General features: G+C 68.8%; 16 protein-coding genes. 7 read left to right on the forward strand and 9 right to left on the reverse strand.

Going from position 1 to position 15487, the window contains the following annotated elements:
- Positions 1-33: 33 nt before the first annotated feature.
- Together luxS and pyrC are read right to left on the reverse strand one after the other, a co-directional pair.
- Positions 34-558, reverse strand: coding sequence for an S-ribosylhomocysteine lyase (luxS, locus tag B6N23_RS02450; protein WP_305501615.1), 525 nt, complete (start codon positions 556-558; stop codon positions 34-36).
- 119 nt (positions 559-677) lie between these two features.
- The gene (gene pyrC / locus B6N23_RS02455; RefSeq protein ID WP_302142717.1) at positions 678-1715 is read right to left on the reverse strand and encodes a dihydroorotase; all 1038 of its coding nucleotides are present in this window, start codon (positions 1713-1715) and stop codon (positions 678-680) included.
- Between the two features lie 171 nt (positions 1716-1886).
- On the opposite strand from pyrC, the gene B6N23_RS02460 reads away from it, so the two are divergent.
- Both B6N23_RS02460 and B6N23_RS02465 read left to right on the forward strand, forming a co-directional pair.
- The gene (locus B6N23_RS02460) at positions 1887-2777 is read left to right on the forward strand and encodes a DMT family transporter (RefSeq protein ID WP_169958196.1); all 891 of its coding nucleotides are present in this window, start codon (positions 1887-1889) and stop codon (positions 2775-2777) included.
- A gap of 41 nt (positions 2778-2818) precedes the next feature.
- A complete protein-coding gene (locus B6N23_RS02465) occupies positions 2819-3256 on the forward strand; it encodes a hypothetical protein (RefSeq protein ID WP_169958195.1) in 438 nt (145 codons plus the stop codon).
- Between the two features lie 76 nt (positions 3257-3332).
- On the opposite strand, the gene B6N23_RS02470 is transcribed toward B6N23_RS02465, so the two are convergent.
- The 6 genes from B6N23_RS02470 to B6N23_RS02495 all read right to left on the reverse strand — a co-directional run bounded on the left by B6N23_RS02470 (position 3333) and on the right by B6N23_RS02495 (position 9306).
- A complete protein-coding gene (locus tag B6N23_RS02470) occupies positions 3333-4580 on the reverse strand; it encodes an NAD(P)/FAD-dependent oxidoreductase (RefSeq protein WP_305501616.1) in 1248 nt (415 codons plus the stop codon).
- Positions 4581-4760: 180 nt separating this feature from the next.
- A complete protein-coding gene (locus B6N23_RS02475; RefSeq protein WP_302142709.1) occupies positions 4761-5216 on the reverse strand; it encodes a tellurite resistance TerB family protein in 456 nt (151 codons plus the stop codon).
- Positions 5217-5432: 216 nt separating this feature from the next.
- Positions 5433-5873, reverse strand: coding sequence for a hypothetical protein (locus tag B6N23_RS02480; RefSeq protein ID WP_305501617.1), 441 nt, complete (start codon positions 5871-5873; stop codon positions 5433-5435).
- Positions 5874-6016: 143 nt separating this feature from the next.
- A complete protein-coding gene (mmsB, locus tag B6N23_RS02485) occupies positions 6017-6913 on the reverse strand; it encodes a 3-hydroxyisobutyrate dehydrogenase (protein WP_305501618.1) in 897 nt (298 codons plus the stop codon).
- Positions 6914-6960: 47 nt separating this feature from the next.
- Positions 6961-8115: an enoyl-CoA hydratase/isomerase family protein gene (locus B6N23_RS02490; protein ID WP_305501619.1), complete on the reverse strand. Its 1155-nt coding sequence runs from the start codon at positions 8113-8115 to the stop codon at positions 6961-6963.
- A gap of 18 nt (positions 8116-8133) precedes the next feature.
- On the reverse strand, positions 8134-9306 hold the full coding sequence (locus B6N23_RS02495) for an acyl-CoA dehydrogenase family protein (RefSeq protein WP_305501620.1): 1173 nt from the start codon (positions 9304-9306) through the stop codon (positions 8134-8136).
- 216 nt (positions 9307-9522) lie between these two features.
- Here B6N23_RS02495 and B6N23_RS02500 point away from each other — a divergent pair, with 216 nt between their 5' ends.
- From B6N23_RS02500 to B6N23_RS02510, 3 genes are all read left to right on the forward strand, one after another.
- Positions 9523-9972: a MerR family transcriptional regulator gene (locus tag B6N23_RS02500; RefSeq protein WP_305501621.1), complete on the forward strand. Its 450-nt coding sequence runs from the start codon at positions 9523-9525 to the stop codon at positions 9970-9972.
- Between the two features lie 71 nt (positions 9973-10043).
- The gene (locus B6N23_RS02505; protein WP_305501622.1) at positions 10044-11735 is read left to right on the forward strand and encodes an AMP-binding protein; all 1692 of its coding nucleotides are present in this window, start codon (positions 10044-10046) and stop codon (positions 11733-11735) included.
- Positions 11736-11898: 163 nt separating this feature from the next.
- Complete coding sequence (locus B6N23_RS02510; RefSeq protein ID WP_305501623.1) at positions 11899-12183, forward strand: hypothetical protein; 285 nt, start codon at positions 11899-11901, stop codon at positions 12181-12183.
- Between the two features lie 3 nt (positions 12184-12186).
- On the opposite strand, the gene B6N23_RS02515 is transcribed toward B6N23_RS02510, so the two are convergent.
- Positions 12187-12870 (reverse strand): glutathione S-transferase, encoded by a 684-nt coding sequence (locus B6N23_RS02515; protein ID WP_305501624.1) that lies wholly within the window; start codon positions 12868-12870, stop codon positions 12187-12189.
- A gap of 154 nt (positions 12871-13024) precedes the next feature.
- Here B6N23_RS02515 and B6N23_RS02520 point away from each other — a divergent pair, with 154 nt between their 5' ends.
- Both B6N23_RS02520 and B6N23_RS02525 read left to right on the forward strand, forming a co-directional pair.
- Positions 13025-13396 carry a response regulator transcription factor gene (locus tag B6N23_RS02520; protein WP_305501625.1) on the forward strand — a complete coding sequence of 124 codons (372 nt, stop codon included), beginning with the start codon at positions 13025-13027 and terminating at the stop codon, positions 13394-13396.
- On the forward strand, positions 13396-15456 hold the full coding sequence (locus tag B6N23_RS02525) for a 3'-5' exonuclease (RefSeq protein ID WP_305501626.1): 2061 nt from the start codon (positions 13396-13398) through the stop codon (positions 15454-15456). Before B6N23_RS02520 ends, B6N23_RS02525 begins: the two co-directional genes overlap by 1 nt.
- The last annotated feature ends 31 nt before the right edge of the window (positions 15457-15487 follow it).

Raw genomic sequence — 15487 nt, forward strand, 5'->3', positions numbered from 1 at the left:
ATGGCAGGCCCGAAGGCCCTGGCTGCGAGGCGCTCAGGCGCTCTTGCCCTCCGCCTCCTTCAGGAAGGCCTCGCTCAGGTAGAGCGCCTCGTTGCTGTTGACGCCAATCCCGCGGGCGATGATGTCCCGGGCGATCGCCTGCGCCTCCTCCAGGGAGTGCAGGGTGTAGGTGCCGCACTGGTACTCGTTGAGCTCGGGGATCTGGTCCGCGCTCGGCACCCGGGCGACATCCTCCATGGCGGCCAGCCACGCGCGGCTCACGTCCGCTTCGCTGGGCGTACCGATCACGCTCATGTAGAAGCCGGTACGGCAGCCCATGGGCGAGAGGTCGATGATCTCCACCTCGGGGCCGTTGAGATGGTCCCGCATGAAACCGGCGAAGAGGTGCTCCAGGGTATGGATGCCCTTCTCCGAGAGGATCTCCCGGTTGGGCAGACAGAAGCGCAGGTCGAAGACGGTGATCTTGTCGCCGGAGGGGGTCTGCATGGCCTTGGCGACCCGCACGGCGGGCGCCTCCATCCGGGTATGATCAACGCGAAAACTGTCCAGGAGTGGCATGGGATTCTCCATTCAGGTCCGATGAATTCAACGGCACGATAACAGATCCGGGCGAGGCCCTGCCCGAAAACTGGCCGCGCCCGCCGGGGCCTCGCATGGCCCCGGCGGGTGCAGAGGCGTTACGCCTGCAGCTTCCAGGCCAGCGTCTCGCCGGCACGCAGCGGCACGATGCGCTGACCCGCGGCGTAGGGCAGCGAGGCCGGCAGCTGCCATGGCTCGCGCACCAGGGTGACGGTGTCGGCATTGCGAGGCAGGCCGTAGAAGTCCGGCCCGAAGTGGCTGGCGAAGCCCTCCAGGCGCGCCAGGGCACCTGCCGCCTCGAAGGCCTCGGCATAGAGCTCGATGGCCGCCGGGGCGGTGTAGGCGCCGGCACAGCCGCAGGCGCTCTCCTTGTCACCCTGGGCATGGGGGGCACTGTCGGTGCCCAGGAAGAACTTGGGACTGCCGGAGGTCGCCGCCGCCAGCAGCGCCTGGCGGTGACGCTCGCGCTTGAGGATCGGCAGGCAGTAGTAGTGGGGACGAATGCCGCCCACCAGCATGTGGTTGCGGTTATAGAGCAGGTGGTGAGCGGTGATCGTCGCGGCCACGTTGGCCGGCGCGCTGGTCACGAATTCGGCGGCATCCGCGGTGGTGATGTGCTCGAAGACCACCCTCAGGGTGGGATGGCGCTCGAGCAGTGGCTTCATCACCCGTTCGATGAACACCGCCTCGCGATCGAAGATATCGATCTCGGCGTCGGTCACCTCGCCGTGCACCAGCAGCGGCAGGCCGAGCCTCGCCATGGCGGCGATGGCGGCGTCGCAGTGGGCGAGGTCGGTGACGCCGGAATCGGAGTTGGTGGTGGCACCGGCCGGGTAGAGCTTGACCGCATGCACCAGGCCGCTGGCGTGGGCGCGCTCGATCTCCTCGGCCGGTGTCCTGTCGGTGAGGTAGAGCGTCATCAGCGGCTCGAAGGCGCTGCCCGCCGGCAGCGCGGCCAGGATGCGCTCGCGGTAGGCCAGGGCCTGCTCGGTGGTGGTGACCGGCGGCGTGAGGTTGGGCATGATGATGGCACGGCCCATCTGGCGGGCAGTGGCACCGACCACGGCGGCCAGCGCCTCGTTGTCACGCAGGTGCAGGTGCCAGTCATCGGGGCGGGTCAGGGTCAATGAAGTCACGGCGGGTCCTGTGTCGGCGGGTCAAGGGAACATGTGCCCCATTATACGGAAAGATGCCCAAAGATACCGGAAGCCGCCGGGCGAGCATGCCGATCGGCACACGGCAAGTTGCTTTGTCTGCTAACATCCATGCTGCCCGTCTCGAGCCCACTCTCCGCCCCTCAGGACCCCATGCCCAACACCACCGCCCGAGCGCCGCTGCGCGCCGACCTGCTGCTGCTGCTGGTCACCCTGCTGGCCGCGGCCGGCTGGATCTTCTCCAAGGAGGCCCTGAACGGCATGCCGCCGCTGCTGTTCATCGGCACCCGCTTCCTGCTGGCCGGGATGCTGCTCGGGGCCTTCGCCCTGCCCGCCCTGCGTCGGCTGTCCCGCAGGGACATCCTGGCCGCCTCCGGCGTCGGGGTGCTGTTCAGCGCCGCCCTGGCACTGTGGATCCTCGGCCTCTACCACTCCCGCCACCTCGGCGAGAGCGCCTTCATCAACAGCCTCGGCATCCTGCTGGTGCCGGTGATGGCCCGCCTGCTGTTCGGCGACCGCCCGCCGCGCACCACCTGGATCGCCCTGCCGGTGGCGCTGGTCGGCTTCGCCCTGCTGTCGCTCAACGCCGGGCTACGCATCGAGGCCAGCCAGGGCCTGATCACCGCCTCGGCGGTGCTCTTCTCGATCCTGATCAACGTCAATTCGCGAGTGGTGCACCGGGTCCCGGCCCTCCCGCTCACGGTGATCCAGCTCAGCGTGGTAGGCCTGCTGCTCGGCCTGGCTTCGCTTGTGATCGAGCCCTGGCCTGGGCACATCGGCGGGGAGACCCTCGGCTGGCTGGCCGCCAGCGTGCTGCTGGCCAGCACCCTGCGCTTCTTCCTCCAGGTGCATGCACAGGGGCTCACCACCCCCAGCCATGCCGCGGTGATCCTGATGCTGGAGGCGGTCTGGACCGCGCTGCTGGCCGCCGCCTGGTACCGCGAGACCATGACGCCGCTGCAGCTCGCGGGCTGTGCGCTGATCTTCGCCGCGCTGCTGATCAACCGCTGGTACTGGGTTCGCCGGCTCTTCACGCGGCGCTGATTTCCCGTATCATGCCCGCAGATCCAACGAGGGAAGAGAACATGCCGAAGGTGCGCCACTATGCCGATCTGGTCACCGTGCTGTCCGGGCTGTCCTGGCTGGTGGTGTACTGGTCGATCAGCCTGACGGCGCAGGTCGGCAGCATCGAGCCCACCCTGGCCGCGCTGCTGATGCTGGGGGCGCTGGTGCTGGTCAGCTTCGTGCATCGCCCCATTCGCGTGCTGTTGCGCCGCTACCACGTGCGCAAGCGGCGCACCGAGATGTGGATGCATATCCTGGCGCTGCCACTGACCCTGGCCTTCTTCTTCGGCATCGTCATCGAGAGCATGCTGGCCCCGCTGAACGGCCCTCAGAAGATGCTGCTGTTCAACGTCTTCGCCACCGCCGGCTGGCTGGTCTTCGTGGTCACGGTGCTGATCAAGCTGGCCATCCACCAGCTGCGCCGCCGGAATAGCGGCAACGGCAAGGCCGAGGGCTAGCCTCCCCCGACGCGACAGCGGGCGCCTGGCAACCAGGCGCCCGCTGTCATTGAGGGCCTCGCGCCGCGAGGCACCGTCAGAAACGGTCGAGCCGGAACGGCGTCATGTCGACCGCCGGGGTCTCTCCATCCATCATCTGGGCCAGCAGCTCACCGGTGGCGGGCCCCAGGGTGAAGCCCTGGTGGCCATGGCCGAAGGCCAGCCACAGGCCCTCCTTGCCGGGCGCAGCGCCGATCACCGGCTTCATGTCGGGCATGCAGGGACGCGCGCCCTTCCACGGCTGGGCATCGCGTCGCTTGCCCAGGGGGAACAGCTTGCGCGCCACCTTTTCCGCCGCCGCCAGCTGCTTGTACTGGGGCGGCGCGTCCAGGTCGGCCAGCTCCGCGCCGGTGGTCAGGCGAATGCCGGCCCGCATCGGCTCGAGCAGGAAGCCCCGCTCGGCATCCATCACCCAGTGGTTGAGCCTGGCCTCTCCCTCCGCCGAGTAATGCATGTGATAGCCACGCTTCACGAACAGCGGCGCCTCGAGGCCCAGCCGTGACAGCAGCTCGCCGCTCCAGGGGCCCATGGCCACCACCACCTGCTGCGCCTCCAGGGCCCCCTCGCTGGTGGTGACGCGCCAGCCGGTGCCCACCTGATGCACCTCCTCGACGCTGGCCTGCATCACATGGCCACCCAGCGCCTCGAAGTTCGCGGCGTAGGCCTGCACCAGGCCGCCCGGGTCCGCCACCATCCACGGCTGGGTCCAGTGGATGGCACCGACCAGCCCCTCGGCCAGGTGCGGCTCCTTGGCATAGAGCGCCTGGGCATCCAGCACCTCGTACTCCACGCCGAAGCGCTCGTGGTTCTCCTTGGCCTCCACCAGGCGCTCGTCCAGCGCCTTTCGGGTCCGGTAGAGCTCCAGCCAGCCCCCCTTGCGCACCAGCGCCTCGGCGCCGGAGGCCTCGATCATCGGCGCGTGGGCATCCTGGCAGCGCATGATCAGCGAAGCCCACTCGTTGACGATGCGCTCGTAGCGCGCCCCGCCGGAGTTGATCCAGTACTGCAGCAGCGGCCCCGCCGCGCCGACCATGCCGGTCGGACGATAGCGGATGTCCACCTCGCGGTTGGGCAGCACGCGCAGCAGGGTGCCGAGATCCCGGGGGAAGGGGTAGGGGCGCACCGCCTCGCGCTGGATGATGCCGGCATTGCCGAAGGAGGTCTCGAGGCCCGGGGCGCGACGATCCACCAGGGTAACGTCGTGGCCGCGGCGCGCCAGGTGCCAGGCCACCGAGACGCCGACCATCCCGGCGCCGAGAACGAGAACGATGATGTTGCGGGACATGGAAGTCTCCCTGCTCAGCCAAAGAGAAAACCCCGCCTCGCGGCAGGGCAATCATGGCGTGAAGTCTAGCAGGCCTCGGCGGAACATCGGCAAGTGACGGAAAATTAAGATGCTACATCTACCAAGAAACCCATGATCGATATTTTTCTCTGACAGAAACACCGCCTGCAGAGAATTCTTTCAAGCGCGCTCACCCCTGGCATGGAGCTTGGCGCGGATGAAGTCGCCGTGGCCCACGTGCAGCAGGTCGGCGAGCTGACGAATGCGGTGCTCCTCCAGGTGATGGTGCTCGCCGTCGGCCAGCGCCAGGTCCCACATCATGCGCACCAGCTCACAGCGTTTCGGGTAGTCATAGTGCTGCTTGATCAGGCTGACGAACTGGTAATGGTCCACCGAGCTCTCCACCTCCTCCCGGGCGAGGTCGACCAGCTCATCCACCGCCTCGTCCTCGAGCGCAAAGCGGCCTCGCAGCATCTCGCGCAGCGCCACCAGCTGCGCCGGGTCCTCCTGATAGTCGGCGCGCATCACCTCGCACAACAGGGCGGCGGTGGCCAGCTCCAGGGTCGGCGCCTTGTCATCCCGCGCCTCGGGATCGGCCAGCACCTGCTGGAAGAATCGTTGGATATCTGCGAGCACGGTCGATCTCCGGTTGCCTGTCACCCGCTATGACACGAGGCCGGCGCCGACGTTCGAATGCGGGCCACTTGCGCTCCACCAGCGTCGCCATGGCCATCACCTCGGCGACCGTGTCGGCCAGGCGGCCCATCTGTTCGACAGACAGCGTGTGGTCCACCAGGAACATCAGGCTGGTCTCGCCCAGTCGCCTCGCCACGGGGGTTTCACTTGGTTCGCTCACTCCTCCCGGCAGCGCCAGCGCGCCAGCAGGTTCATCAGTGCCAGGGCGAGCAGCCCAGCGGCCAGCCAGCCCAGGCCATCCACCAGGCGGTGATAGCCGGCGGGAGGTGACAGGGGGCGCTGGGTCATGCCGAACTCCGCCACCCGGGTCAGGCCGTAGAGGATGAGGGCAAGGCTTGCCAGGGGGGGAGCGGAGTGGCGGCGAGACAGCCAGCGCGTGAGCCCCCAGGGCTCACGCGGGGCCGGCTTTGCACTCGGCCTGGCGGCCGCCTTGCGCGCCGCCGGTGCCTTGCGGGCGCGCGCTCTGGGTTTTACGCCCCGCCGCGCGGGCGGCGCGGCCACCAGCCCCCAGGCCCAGCGTGCGGCGCGCCAGAGTATCCAGCCCAGGGTGAAGCTCACCGACAGCGCCAGACCGCCCATTACCAGAACATATGCCATCGGGCGAACCCTTCGTTGCGATACCGGGCGGACATTGTGCCACACCGACAGCAAGGAGCGTGGAGCTGGGCCGGTCGGAGCCAGGGAGCAGACGCAGCAGGGGGAGCCCCCTGCAGGAGCTCCCCCCAGGCAGCACCGAGGCGTTATTCGCCGGCGCGGTAGAGGTTCTGGATGCTGGAGAAGTCGAGGGCGCCGCTGCCCTGGGCGCTGTGCAGGGCGAACAGGTTGCGGGCCTGGGAGCCCATGGGCACCGAGGACTTCGAGCCCAGGGCCAACTCCCAGGCCAGGCCCAGATCCTTGGCCATCAGGTCGGTCAGGAAGCCGCCCTGGTAGTCGCGGGAGGCGGCGGAGCCCTCCATCACGCCGGGCCACGGGTTGTAGACGTTCAGCGCCCAGTTGCCGCCGCTGCTCTGCTTCATGATCTCGGAGAGCACCGACGGATCCATGCCGTTCTTGACCCCCAGCGCCAGGGCCTCGGCGGTGCCGCTCATCAGGATGCCGAGCAGCATGTTGTTGCAGATCTTGGCCACCTGCCCCGCGCCGTGGTCGCCGGCGTGGAAGATGTTCTTGCCCATGGCCTCGAGCACAGGCCTGGCCTTGTCGAAGCCCGCCTGGGGTCCGCCGACGATAAACGTCAGGGTGCCGGCCTTGGCGCCGCCCACGCCGCCGGAGACAGGGGCATCCAGCCAGGTGATGCCGCGCTCGGCGGCGGCGGCGGCCACGGCGCGGGCGTCGTCCGGGGAGATGGTGGAGGCATCGATCACCAGCGGCTTGCCCTCCACGGCATCCAGCAGGCCCGGCTCGCCGTTGCGGCCCAGGTACAGCCCCTTCACGTGCACGCCGGCGGGCAGCATGGAGATGATCACCTCGGCGCCATGGGCGGCCTCTTCGGCGCTGTCAGCGCGGCTGGCCCCCTCGCTCTCCAGCGCCTGCATGGCGCTCTCCATCAGGTCGAAGACCGTGACGCTGTGGCCGGCCTTGACCAGGTTGCTGGCCATGGGCGCGCCCATGTTGCCGAGGCCGATAAAGGCGATATTCATGGATGGCTCCTTGAGATTATGACGTTGTTGTTGGGGCATTGATGCCGTCAGCCGACGCGGTGGCCGAGGCCGAGGTCGCGCAGGGGGTGGTCCTCGCTGCTCCAGGGCGAGACGAACAGCGCCTGGATCGCCTCCTCCGGCACGCTGCCCGCGTCGGCATGGCTCCAGCGCGGGGCCCTGTCCTTGTCGATCAGCAGCGCCCGCACGCCCTCGACGAAGTCGCTGTGGCGGCAGCACTGCACCGACAGCACGAGCTCGTCGCGGAAGGCATCGGCCAGGCTGGTGTGGGCGTGACGATCGAGCATGCGCCAGACCAGCTGGGCGCTGAGCGGGCAGCCGTCGGCCAGGCGCTGGCGGTTGGCGGCGAGCCACTGGTCGTCGGCTTCGTCGGCCAGGATGCGCGACACGGCGGTGGCGGCATCCACGGCGCCCACCAGGGCCTGGAGATGATCGATACGCGGCATCACCTGCCCCGTCGGGGCCGTGGTGCGATCTTCATGGCGGTCCAGGGCGGCCTGGACGCCGGCGCGCAGGGCTGCGCCGCTGCGGTCGCCGTAATCGGCCTCGGTCAGGGCGGCAAGCACCAGGCCGCGGCGCTCGCGCGGGATGAAGCGGTCGGCCATGCCGAGGTCCAGGGCGTCCCGGGCGTTGAGCTGGGCGCCGGTCAGGCCCAGGTAGGCGCCCACCCCGGGCGGCATGCGGTTGAGGAACCAGCTGGCGCCGATGTCCGGGTAGAGGCCGATGGTGATCTCCGGCATGGCGATGCGGGTGGTCTCGGTGACGATGCGCTGGTAGCCCCCGGCCATCAGCCCGAGACCGCCGCCCATGACGATGCCATCGCCCCACACCATCAGCGGCTTGGGGTAGGTGTGGATACGGAAGTCGAGGTGGTATTCGGCGGTGAAGTAGGTCTCGGCCAGCAGGCTGTCGCGGCCGGCGCCGCGGTTCTCGCCCGCCTCGGTCAGCGAGCGGTAGAGGGCCACCACGTCGCCACCGGCGCAGAAGGCCTTGTCGCCGCTGCCCTCGAGCCATACGGCGACGATGCTGCGATCCACCGCCCAGGCGTCGAGCTTGGCCTCGAGCTGGTGCACCATCTCAAGCGAAAGGGCGTTGAGCGATCTGGGGGCGTTGGGGGTGGCCACGCCGATGCGCCCGCCGCAGGCGGTAGGCAGCTCGTCGAAGGTCACGGGAAGGTCCGACATCCTGGTCTCCCTATTTTCTTAAGTGAGCTGAAGGGATTCGATCACGCCATCGGCCAGCAGGCGACGCGCGGCGATCAGGCGCATGATCTCGTTGGTGCCTTCGAGGATCTGGTGCACGCGGGTATCGCGCACCAGCCGCTCCAGGGGGTATTCGCGGATATAACCATAGCCACCGTGGAGCTGCAGGGCCTCGTTGCAGACCTGGAAGCCTACATCGGTGGCGAACCGCTTGGCCATGGCGCAGTGGACCGGCGCCTCGGGGTCGTTCTGGTCGAGGCGCCAGGCGGCCTGGCGGACCATCAGCCGGGCGGCGGTGAGCTCGGTGGCCATGTCGGCGAGCTTGAACTGCAGCGCCTGGAACTGGTTGAGCTCGCGGCCGAACTGCTTGCGCTCGCTCATGTAGTTGCGGGACAGGGTCAGGGCATGCTGGGCGGCACCCAGGGAGCAGCTGGCGATATTTAGGCGCCCGCCGTCGAGCCCCTTCATGGCGAACTTGAAGCCCTCGCCCTCCGCTCCCAGGCGATTGGTGACCGGTACTCGCACGCCATCGAAGCTCACCAGCCGGGTCGGCTGGCTCTTCCAGCCCATCTTCTCCTCGTTCTTCCCGTACTCGATGCCCGCGGCGTCGGCCGGCACCACGATGGCCGAGACCCCACCGGCGCCGCTGTCGGGCGCGCCGGTACGCGCCATCACCACCAGCACCTCGGTGCTGCCGGCGCCGGAGATGAACATCTTGCTGCCGCTGATCACATACTCATCGCCCTCGCGCACGGCCTTGGTGCGCAGATGGGCCGCATCCGAACCAGCGCCGGGCTCAGTGAGGCAGTAGGAGCCCAGCACCTCACCGCTGATCATCTGCGGCACCCAGGCCTCGCGCAGGGCGTCGTCGCCCCAGCTGGCGATCATCCAGGTCACCATGTTGTGGATGGAGAGGTAGGCGGTGGTGGCCACGCAGCTCTGGGCAAGCTGCTCGAAGATCAGCGAGGCGTCGAGGCGCGACAGCCCCAGTCCACCGTGTTCTTCGGGCGTGTAGATCCCCAGGAAGCCGGTCTCGCCGGCGCGGCGAATGACATCGAGGGGGAAGTGGGAGCGGGCATCCCACTCGGCGGCGTGATCGGCCAGTTCGGCCTTCGCGAAGTCGGCGGCGGCCTGGACCAGCGCCTTCTGGTCGTCACTCAGGGAGAAATCCATGGTGCTATCCTCGTTTCACGTGTCGATTGTCTTGTTGTTGGCTGTCGTGTCGTTGACGCCTTGCTGCCGGCTGCTACCAACCTAGCACTTGCTAGGTTTATCCCACATCACTCCATGGTCGAACAAGCACTTTACGTTAACGTAAACCTCGGCTAGTGTTGCCGTCAGGCGGGCGGCCTACGCCCCGCCCCGCCCCTACAATAAAGGAAGACGCTCATGACTCAGCACACAGCGAGCGCCGCGGCCCAGCCCGGCGGCCTGCCCCGCCAGCGCCGCACCTACGGCATCGGCGAGCTGGCCAAGATGTTCGAGGTGACGCCGCGCACCATCCGCTTCTACGAGCAGGAGGGGCTGCTGGCCCCGGAACGCCGAGGCCAGACCCGCATCTATCACGAGAAGGATCGGGTGCGCCTGAAGCTGACCCTGCGCGGCAAGCGCCTGGGCTTCTCGCTGGCCGAGATCCGCGAGGTGGTGATGATGTATGACGCCATGCCCGACGGTAACGCCCGCCAGCTTCAGCGTCTTCTGGAGATCCTGGCCGACAAGCGCGCCAACCTGGAGCGCCAGCTGGAGGACATCCGGCTGATGCACAAGGAGCTCGACGACGTGGAGAGCCGCGCCCGGGAGGTGCTCGCCGGCCTCGGCGTCGAGCCCCCGACGCACTGAGCCAGCCACGACCAGGGTCATGACCGTGTTGCACCACTGCACACCCAGCAACAACAAAGAGACGGTAGACGATGACACGCCAACATAATCCGATCAGCTACGTCAGCGGCATCAGCGACACTCCCCTCAAGGGCCAGACCATCGGCGACTGCTTCGATGAGACGGTGGCCCGCTTCCCCGACCGCGAGGCCCTGATCAGCCTCCACCAGGGGCTTCGCTACACCTGGGCCGAGCTGCAGGCCGCCGTCGACCAGGCCGCCCGCGCCCTGCTGGCACTCGGCGTCACCAAGGGCGATCGCGTCGGCATCTGGTCACCCAACTGCGCCGAGTGGACCATCACCCAGTTCGCCACGGCGAAGATCGGCGCCGTGCTGGTCAACATCAACCCCAGCTACCGCACCCATGAGCTGGAGTACGCCCTCAAGCAGTCCGGCGCCTCCACGCTGATCCTGCAGGGCAAGTTCAAGAGCTCCGACTACGTGGCGACCCTGGCCGAGCTGGCGCCCGAGCTGCGCGAAGGCGGCCCCGGCACTTTCAAGAGCGCCAAGCTGCCCGAGCTCAAGCGGGTGGTCTGCCTGGACGCCGACCGGGCGCTGACCGGCATGTTCAGCTGGCAGTCGATGCTGGCCCACGCCGATGAGGTCTCCGCCGAGCACCTGGCCGACGTGCAGGGTACCCTGCAGTTCGACGACCCGATCAACATCCAGTACACCTCCGGGACCACCGGCGCGCCCAAGGGCGCCACCCTCTCCCACCACAACATCCTCAACAATGGCTTCTTCGTGGCGCGCACCATGGCGCTCACCGAGGAGGACCGCATGGTGATCCCGGTGCCGCTCTACCACTGCTTCGGCATGGTGATGGGCAACCTGGGCTGCGTGACCCACGGCGCCACCATGATCTACCCGGGCGACGGCTTCGACCCCGAGGCGACCCTGCGCGCGGTCTCCGAGGAGAAGGCCACCACCCTCTACGGCGTGCCCACCATGTTCATCGCCGAGCTGGAACTTCCCAACTTCGAGAGCTTCGACCTCTCCCACCTGCGCACCGGCATCATGGCGGGCTCCATCTGCCCCATCGAGGTGATGCGCAAGGTGATCGACCGCATGAACATGAAGGACGTCACCATCTGCTACGGCATGACCGAGACCAGCCCGGTAAGCTTCCAGACCCAGACCGACGCCCCGCTGGAGAAGCGCGTCACCACCGTGGGCACCATCCACCCCCACCTGGAGGTGAAGCTGGTGAGCCCGGAGACCGGTGCCGTGGTGGGCCGCGGCGAGACCGGCGAGCTCTGCACCCGCGGCTACAGCGTGATGCTGGGCTACTGGAACAACGAGGAGGCCACCGCCAAGGCGATCGACAGCGCCGGCTGGATGCATACCGGCGACCTCGCCACCATGGATGACGAGGGCTACGTGGCGATCGTGGGGCGCATCAAGGACATGATCATCCGCGGCGGCGAGAACATCTACCCACGCGAGATCGAGGACTTCCTCTACACCCACCCCGCCATCTCCGACGTCCAGGTGATCGGCGTGCCGGACGAGAAGTACGGCGAGGAGGTGATGGCCTGGGTGAAGCTGGCCGACGGCCAGCAGCTCGACGCCGACGGGCTCAAGGCATTCTGCAAGGGCAAGATCGCCCACTACAAGGTGCCGCGCTACGTGAAGTTCGTCGACGAGTTCCCGATGACCGTCACCGGCAAGATCCAGAAGTTCAAGATGCGCGAGGAAGCGACCCACGAACTCGGGCTGGCCTGACGAGCCATCTCGCAACCGTGTACAAGGGGCGGGCCGGCGGCCTGCCCTTTTTCGTGATCGCTACCAGCTCTGTCGGGGCACAGCAACCCACCGAAGGCGGCATTGGCGATGGCTTGCCCCGGATGGTATTACCTCTCTGACCACCACGCAAAGCGAGACCGCCATGCAGGACCTGCTTCTCCCCCTGGCCATGACCGGTGCCTTCGGCGCCTTCATCGGCACCCTCTATCGCCTCTCGCGCCGCCCCGGCTACCAGCGTCCGCTGCTCTTTCCGCTGGTGGGCCTGGCGGCCGGCATCATCGGCTTTGTGATCTACCGGCTGCTGGTGGCCACCACCGGGGCGCCGCTCTGGCTGCTGCCGCTGCTGGTGGTGGTGCAGGTGTGGCTGTGGCTCGGCCCCTTCGGCCCCGGCGCCCGGGCCGAGGGCCAGGACGACCCCGGCCGCTGAGGCTCAGCCCCCGGCCAGGCGAAACTCGCCGATCCGCGCCACGGTGCGCTGCCAGCCCTCGCGTTCACGGCAGGCGGCGAGAAATGCCTCGAGACGCGGATAGCCCGCAAGCCCGCCGCGACCGGCCAGCGCCAGCACCGGGAAGCTCATCTGGATATCCGCGGCGCTGAACGTCGCGCCGGCAAACCAGGGGCCCTCGGCCAGTTCGCCCTCCCAGAAGTCCCCCAGCCGCCGAATCTCCGGCCCCAGGTACTGCTGCTCCACCCCGCGGGCGAACAGACGCCCCAGCGGACGCGCCAGGGCGGGTACCGGCGGCTGGCCGAGCCGCGAGAACACCAGGCGCATCACCAGCGGGCCCATCCCCGACCCTTCGGCATGGTGCAGCCAGAAACGATAGCGTTCCCAGGCATCGCTTCCCGCAGTCGGGGCCAGCCGCCGGTCGCCATCATGGTGCTCGATCAGGTAGTCGATGATGGCGCCGGACTCGGCCATGACCCGCCCCTCTCGAGACAGGTCACGGATCACCGGCGCCTTGCCCAGCGGGTGGACGGCCCGCAGGGAATCCGGCGCCAGCAGGGTGGAGGGATCGCGGCGATGGGTGACCAGCTCATAGGCCACCCCCAGCTCCTCCAGCAGCCAGACCACCCGCTGGGAGCGGGAGTTTTCCAGATGATGCACTTCGATCATGTTGCCTCCTGGTGCGCTTGCCTCACGCACCCTAGCACGGCGCAGGCCGCCGATCTCCTGCCAAGGTCGCCTTTGCTGCGCCTCGGCCGGGCACTAGACTGACCAGCAATGAGTCCCCAAGACAACAACGATGACAACGAGAATGGAGAACGCCATGGCCAAGGTCGTGGTGGTGGACGATGAACCCAACATCGTCCTGTCGCTGGAGTTCCTGATGCAGCAGGCAGGTTTCGAGGTGGTCACCGCCGAGGATGGCGAGAGCGCCCTGGCGCGGGTGGCCGAGGGCACCCCGGACCTGGTCCTGCTGGATATCAGCCTGCCGGGTATCAGCGGCTTCGACGTGCTGGAACGCCTGCGCGCCGATCCCGGCCACGCCCGCCTGCCGATCATCATGCTCACCGCCCACGGACGCGAGGTGGAGCGCGAGAAGGGACTGGCGCTGGGCGCCGACGATTACATCACCAAACCCTTCTCCACCCAGGCGCTGGTCGACAAGGTCAAGGCGCTGCTCGCCGAGGTCTCCTGATGGCTCGACGTCTCTCCGGGCTGCCCCGCCGCCAGCGGTTGATCGGCCTCTGGCTGCTGCTCAGCGGCATCAGCGTCTTCGGCGGCGCCACCTTCGCCCTGTGGCTCGACACCCTCTTCCAACCCCAGGGACTGGCCCGCCTGGTGCTGTGGCTGGGCTGCTTCTCGGGCGGCGGCACTATCTTCCTGGTCGGCCTGCTGCTGGAGCGCCAGCTGTTCACCCCGCTGCGCCACCTGCAGGTGCAGCTCGCGCGCCTGGTGGCCAACCCCGACGCCCGGGAGGACTACCCCCCCGAGGGCTGGCTGCGGGCGCTGGGCCCCGATCTGGTGAGGGTGCGCGATGCCTGGCGGGCCGACCGCGGCCGCCTGGCCACTGCCCACGCCGAAGGCGCGCGCAGCGCCGCCCGCATCCGCCAGGAGCTCGAGACCCTGCTCCAGGTGCTCGACACCCCGCTGCTGCTTTGCGACCAGCACCGTCGGGTGCTGCTCTTCAACCAAGCGGCCGAGACACTCTTCGAGGATCATCACGGGCTGGGGCTGGGCAAGCGTCTCGAGAGCCTGCTGCCCGCCACCAGCCTCCAGGATGCCCTGGGCCAGCTGCCCCGTGACGGCTCGCCGCGGGAGGTGCTGGTGCCCTGTGACGAGCGCTGGCTGCGCGCCGTGCTGCGCCGGGTGCCCGGCAGCCATGGCGAGACCCTGCTCACCCTGAGCGATACCACCGCCGCCTGGACCAGCGAGATGGGTGCCCGCGCCGAGCTGCTCGACAGCCTGCCCCGCCTGCGCCGCCACAGCGCCAGCCTGACCAGCGCGGCCGATGCCCTGAGCTCCCTGGGCAATGCCTCGGGGGAGATGCGCCAGCGCCTCGAGCGGGTGATCGACGAAGAGAGCCAGTCCCTCGGCCAGGACATCGAGCAGCTCGCCGCCCTGGTGGAACAGATGCAGCACGAGGGCGAACGGCTGGTGCCGCTATGGTCCAACGACCTGTGGCAGGCCCTCAACGAGCGTCGCAACGGCCAGGTCACGGTGGTGCCGGTCGGCATGCCCGCCTGGTTCAAGGGCGACGCCACGGCGCTGCTGGTGCTGCTGGGCTCCCTGATCGACAGCCTCCAGCAGCAGCGCAGCCCGCAGGGTCTCGAGGGCGAAGTCTGCCTGGGCAATAAGCGGGTCTACCTGGACCTGATCTGGCGCGGGGCACCGCTCAGCGAGCGCCAGCTCACCGAGTGGCAGCAGCAGCGCCTCGACGACCTGCCGCTCTCGCCGCGGGTCGCCGACGTGCTGCGCCAGCATGCAAGCGACGCCTGGAGCCTGGCCGATGACGACGGCGTGCATGCCCGCCTGCGCCTGCCGCTGCCCGCCACCGAGCGGGTCGGGGCGCCGCGCCCGGCCACCGAGCCGCGTCCGGAGTTCCACGACTTCGGCATCGCCGAGCTGCCCCCGCCGGACGCCGAGCTCGCGGCCCGCCCGCTGCGGGCCCTGGAGGTAGTGGCCTTCGACACCGAGACCACCGGCCTGGAACTGCGGCGCGGCGACACCGTGATCAGCATCGGCGCCTGCCGGGTCGTCAACGCCCGGCTGCTGGCCAGCGAGGTGTTCGACATGCGGGTCGATCCCGGCAAGCCGATCCCCCCGGCCAGCACCGCGATCCACGGCATCACCGACGCCGACGTGGCGGGCGCCCCGCCGCTGCCGGTGGTGCTGCCGCGCTTTCGCGACTACGTGGGCGACGCGGTGATCCTCGCCCACAACGCCGCCTTCGACCTGCTCGCCCTGCAGCCGCCGGGGGCCGGCGTGACCCTCGACATGCCGGTGCTCGACACACTGCTGATCTCGCGGGCCCTGGATGCCAGCCTGGATGGCCACGACCTCGACAGCCTGGCCGAGCGCTACGGACTGAGTTTCCCGCCGGGCACGCGGCATACCGCCCTGGGCGACGCCCGGGTCACCGCCGAGCTGTGGCTGGCCCTGCTGCCACGCCTGGAGGCCCGCGGCATCGAGACCCTGGAGCAGGCGCTGGCCCTGCAGAACAGCGCCCTGACCAAGGAGGATGCCTGCGCCTCATGACCCCATTGGCCTGGCCCCAGCGGCGGTCGGC

Source organism: Halomonas alkalicola, assembly GCF_030704205.1.
GTDB lineage: Bacteria > Pseudomonadota > Gammaproteobacteria > Pseudomonadales > Halomonadaceae > Halomonas > Halomonas alkalicola.

What these genes read in the sequence shown, in the direction of transcription:
- B6N23_RS02505 (WP_305501622.1), top strand. Translation starts at nt 10,044, where the DNA reads ATGACACGCCAACATAATCCGATCAGCTACGTCAGCGGCATCAGCGAC.
- B6N23_RS02480 (WP_305501617.1), bottom strand. Translation starts at nt 5,873, where the DNA reads ATGGCATATGTTCTGGTAATGGGCGGTCTGGCGCTGTCGGTGAGCTTC.
- B6N23_RS02510 (WP_305501623.1), top strand. Translation starts at nt 11,899, where the DNA reads ATGCAGGACCTGCTTCTCCCCCTGGCCATGACCGGTGCCTTCGGCGCC.
- B6N23_RS02470 (WP_305501616.1), bottom strand. Translation starts at nt 4,580, where the DNA reads ATGTCCCGCAACATCATCGTTCTCGTTCTCGGCGCCGGGATGGTCGGC.
- B6N23_RS02520 (WP_305501625.1), top strand. Translation starts at nt 13,025, where the DNA reads ATGGCCAAGGTCGTGGTGGTGGACGATGAACCCAACATCGTCCTGTCG.
- B6N23_RS02495 (WP_305501620.1), bottom strand. Translation starts at nt 9,306, where the DNA reads ATGGATTTCTCCCTGAGTGACGACCAGAAGGCGCTGGTCCAGGCCGCC.
- B6N23_RS02460 (WP_169958196.1), top strand. Translation starts at nt 1,887, where the DNA reads ATGCCCAACACCACCGCCCGAGCGCCGCTGCGCGCCGACCTGCTGCTG.
- B6N23_RS02500 (WP_305501621.1), top strand. Translation starts at nt 9,523, where the DNA reads ATGACTCAGCACACAGCGAGCGCCGCGGCCCAGCCCGGCGGCCTGCCC.
- mmsB (WP_305501618.1), bottom strand. Translation starts at nt 6,913, where the DNA reads ATGAATATCGCCTTTATCGGCCTCGGCAACATGGGCGCGCCCATGGCC.
- B6N23_RS02490 (WP_305501619.1), bottom strand. Translation starts at nt 8,115, where the DNA reads ATGTCGGACCTTCCCGTGACCTTCGACGAGCTGCCTACCGCCTGCGGC.
- B6N23_RS02525 (WP_305501626.1), top strand. Translation starts at nt 13,396, where the DNA reads ATGGCTCGACGTCTCTCCGGGCTGCCCCGCCGCCAGCGGTTGATCGGC.
- B6N23_RS02515 (WP_305501624.1), bottom strand. Translation starts at nt 12,870, where the DNA reads ATGATCGAAGTGCATCATCTGGAAAACTCCCGCTCCCAGCGGGTGGTC.
- B6N23_RS02465 (WP_169958195.1), top strand. Translation starts at nt 2,819, where the DNA reads ATGCCGAAGGTGCGCCACTATGCCGATCTGGTCACCGTGCTGTCCGGG.
- luxS (WP_305501615.1), bottom strand. Translation starts at nt 558, where the DNA reads ATGCCACTCCTGGACAGTTTTCGCGTTGATCATACCCGGATGGAGGCG.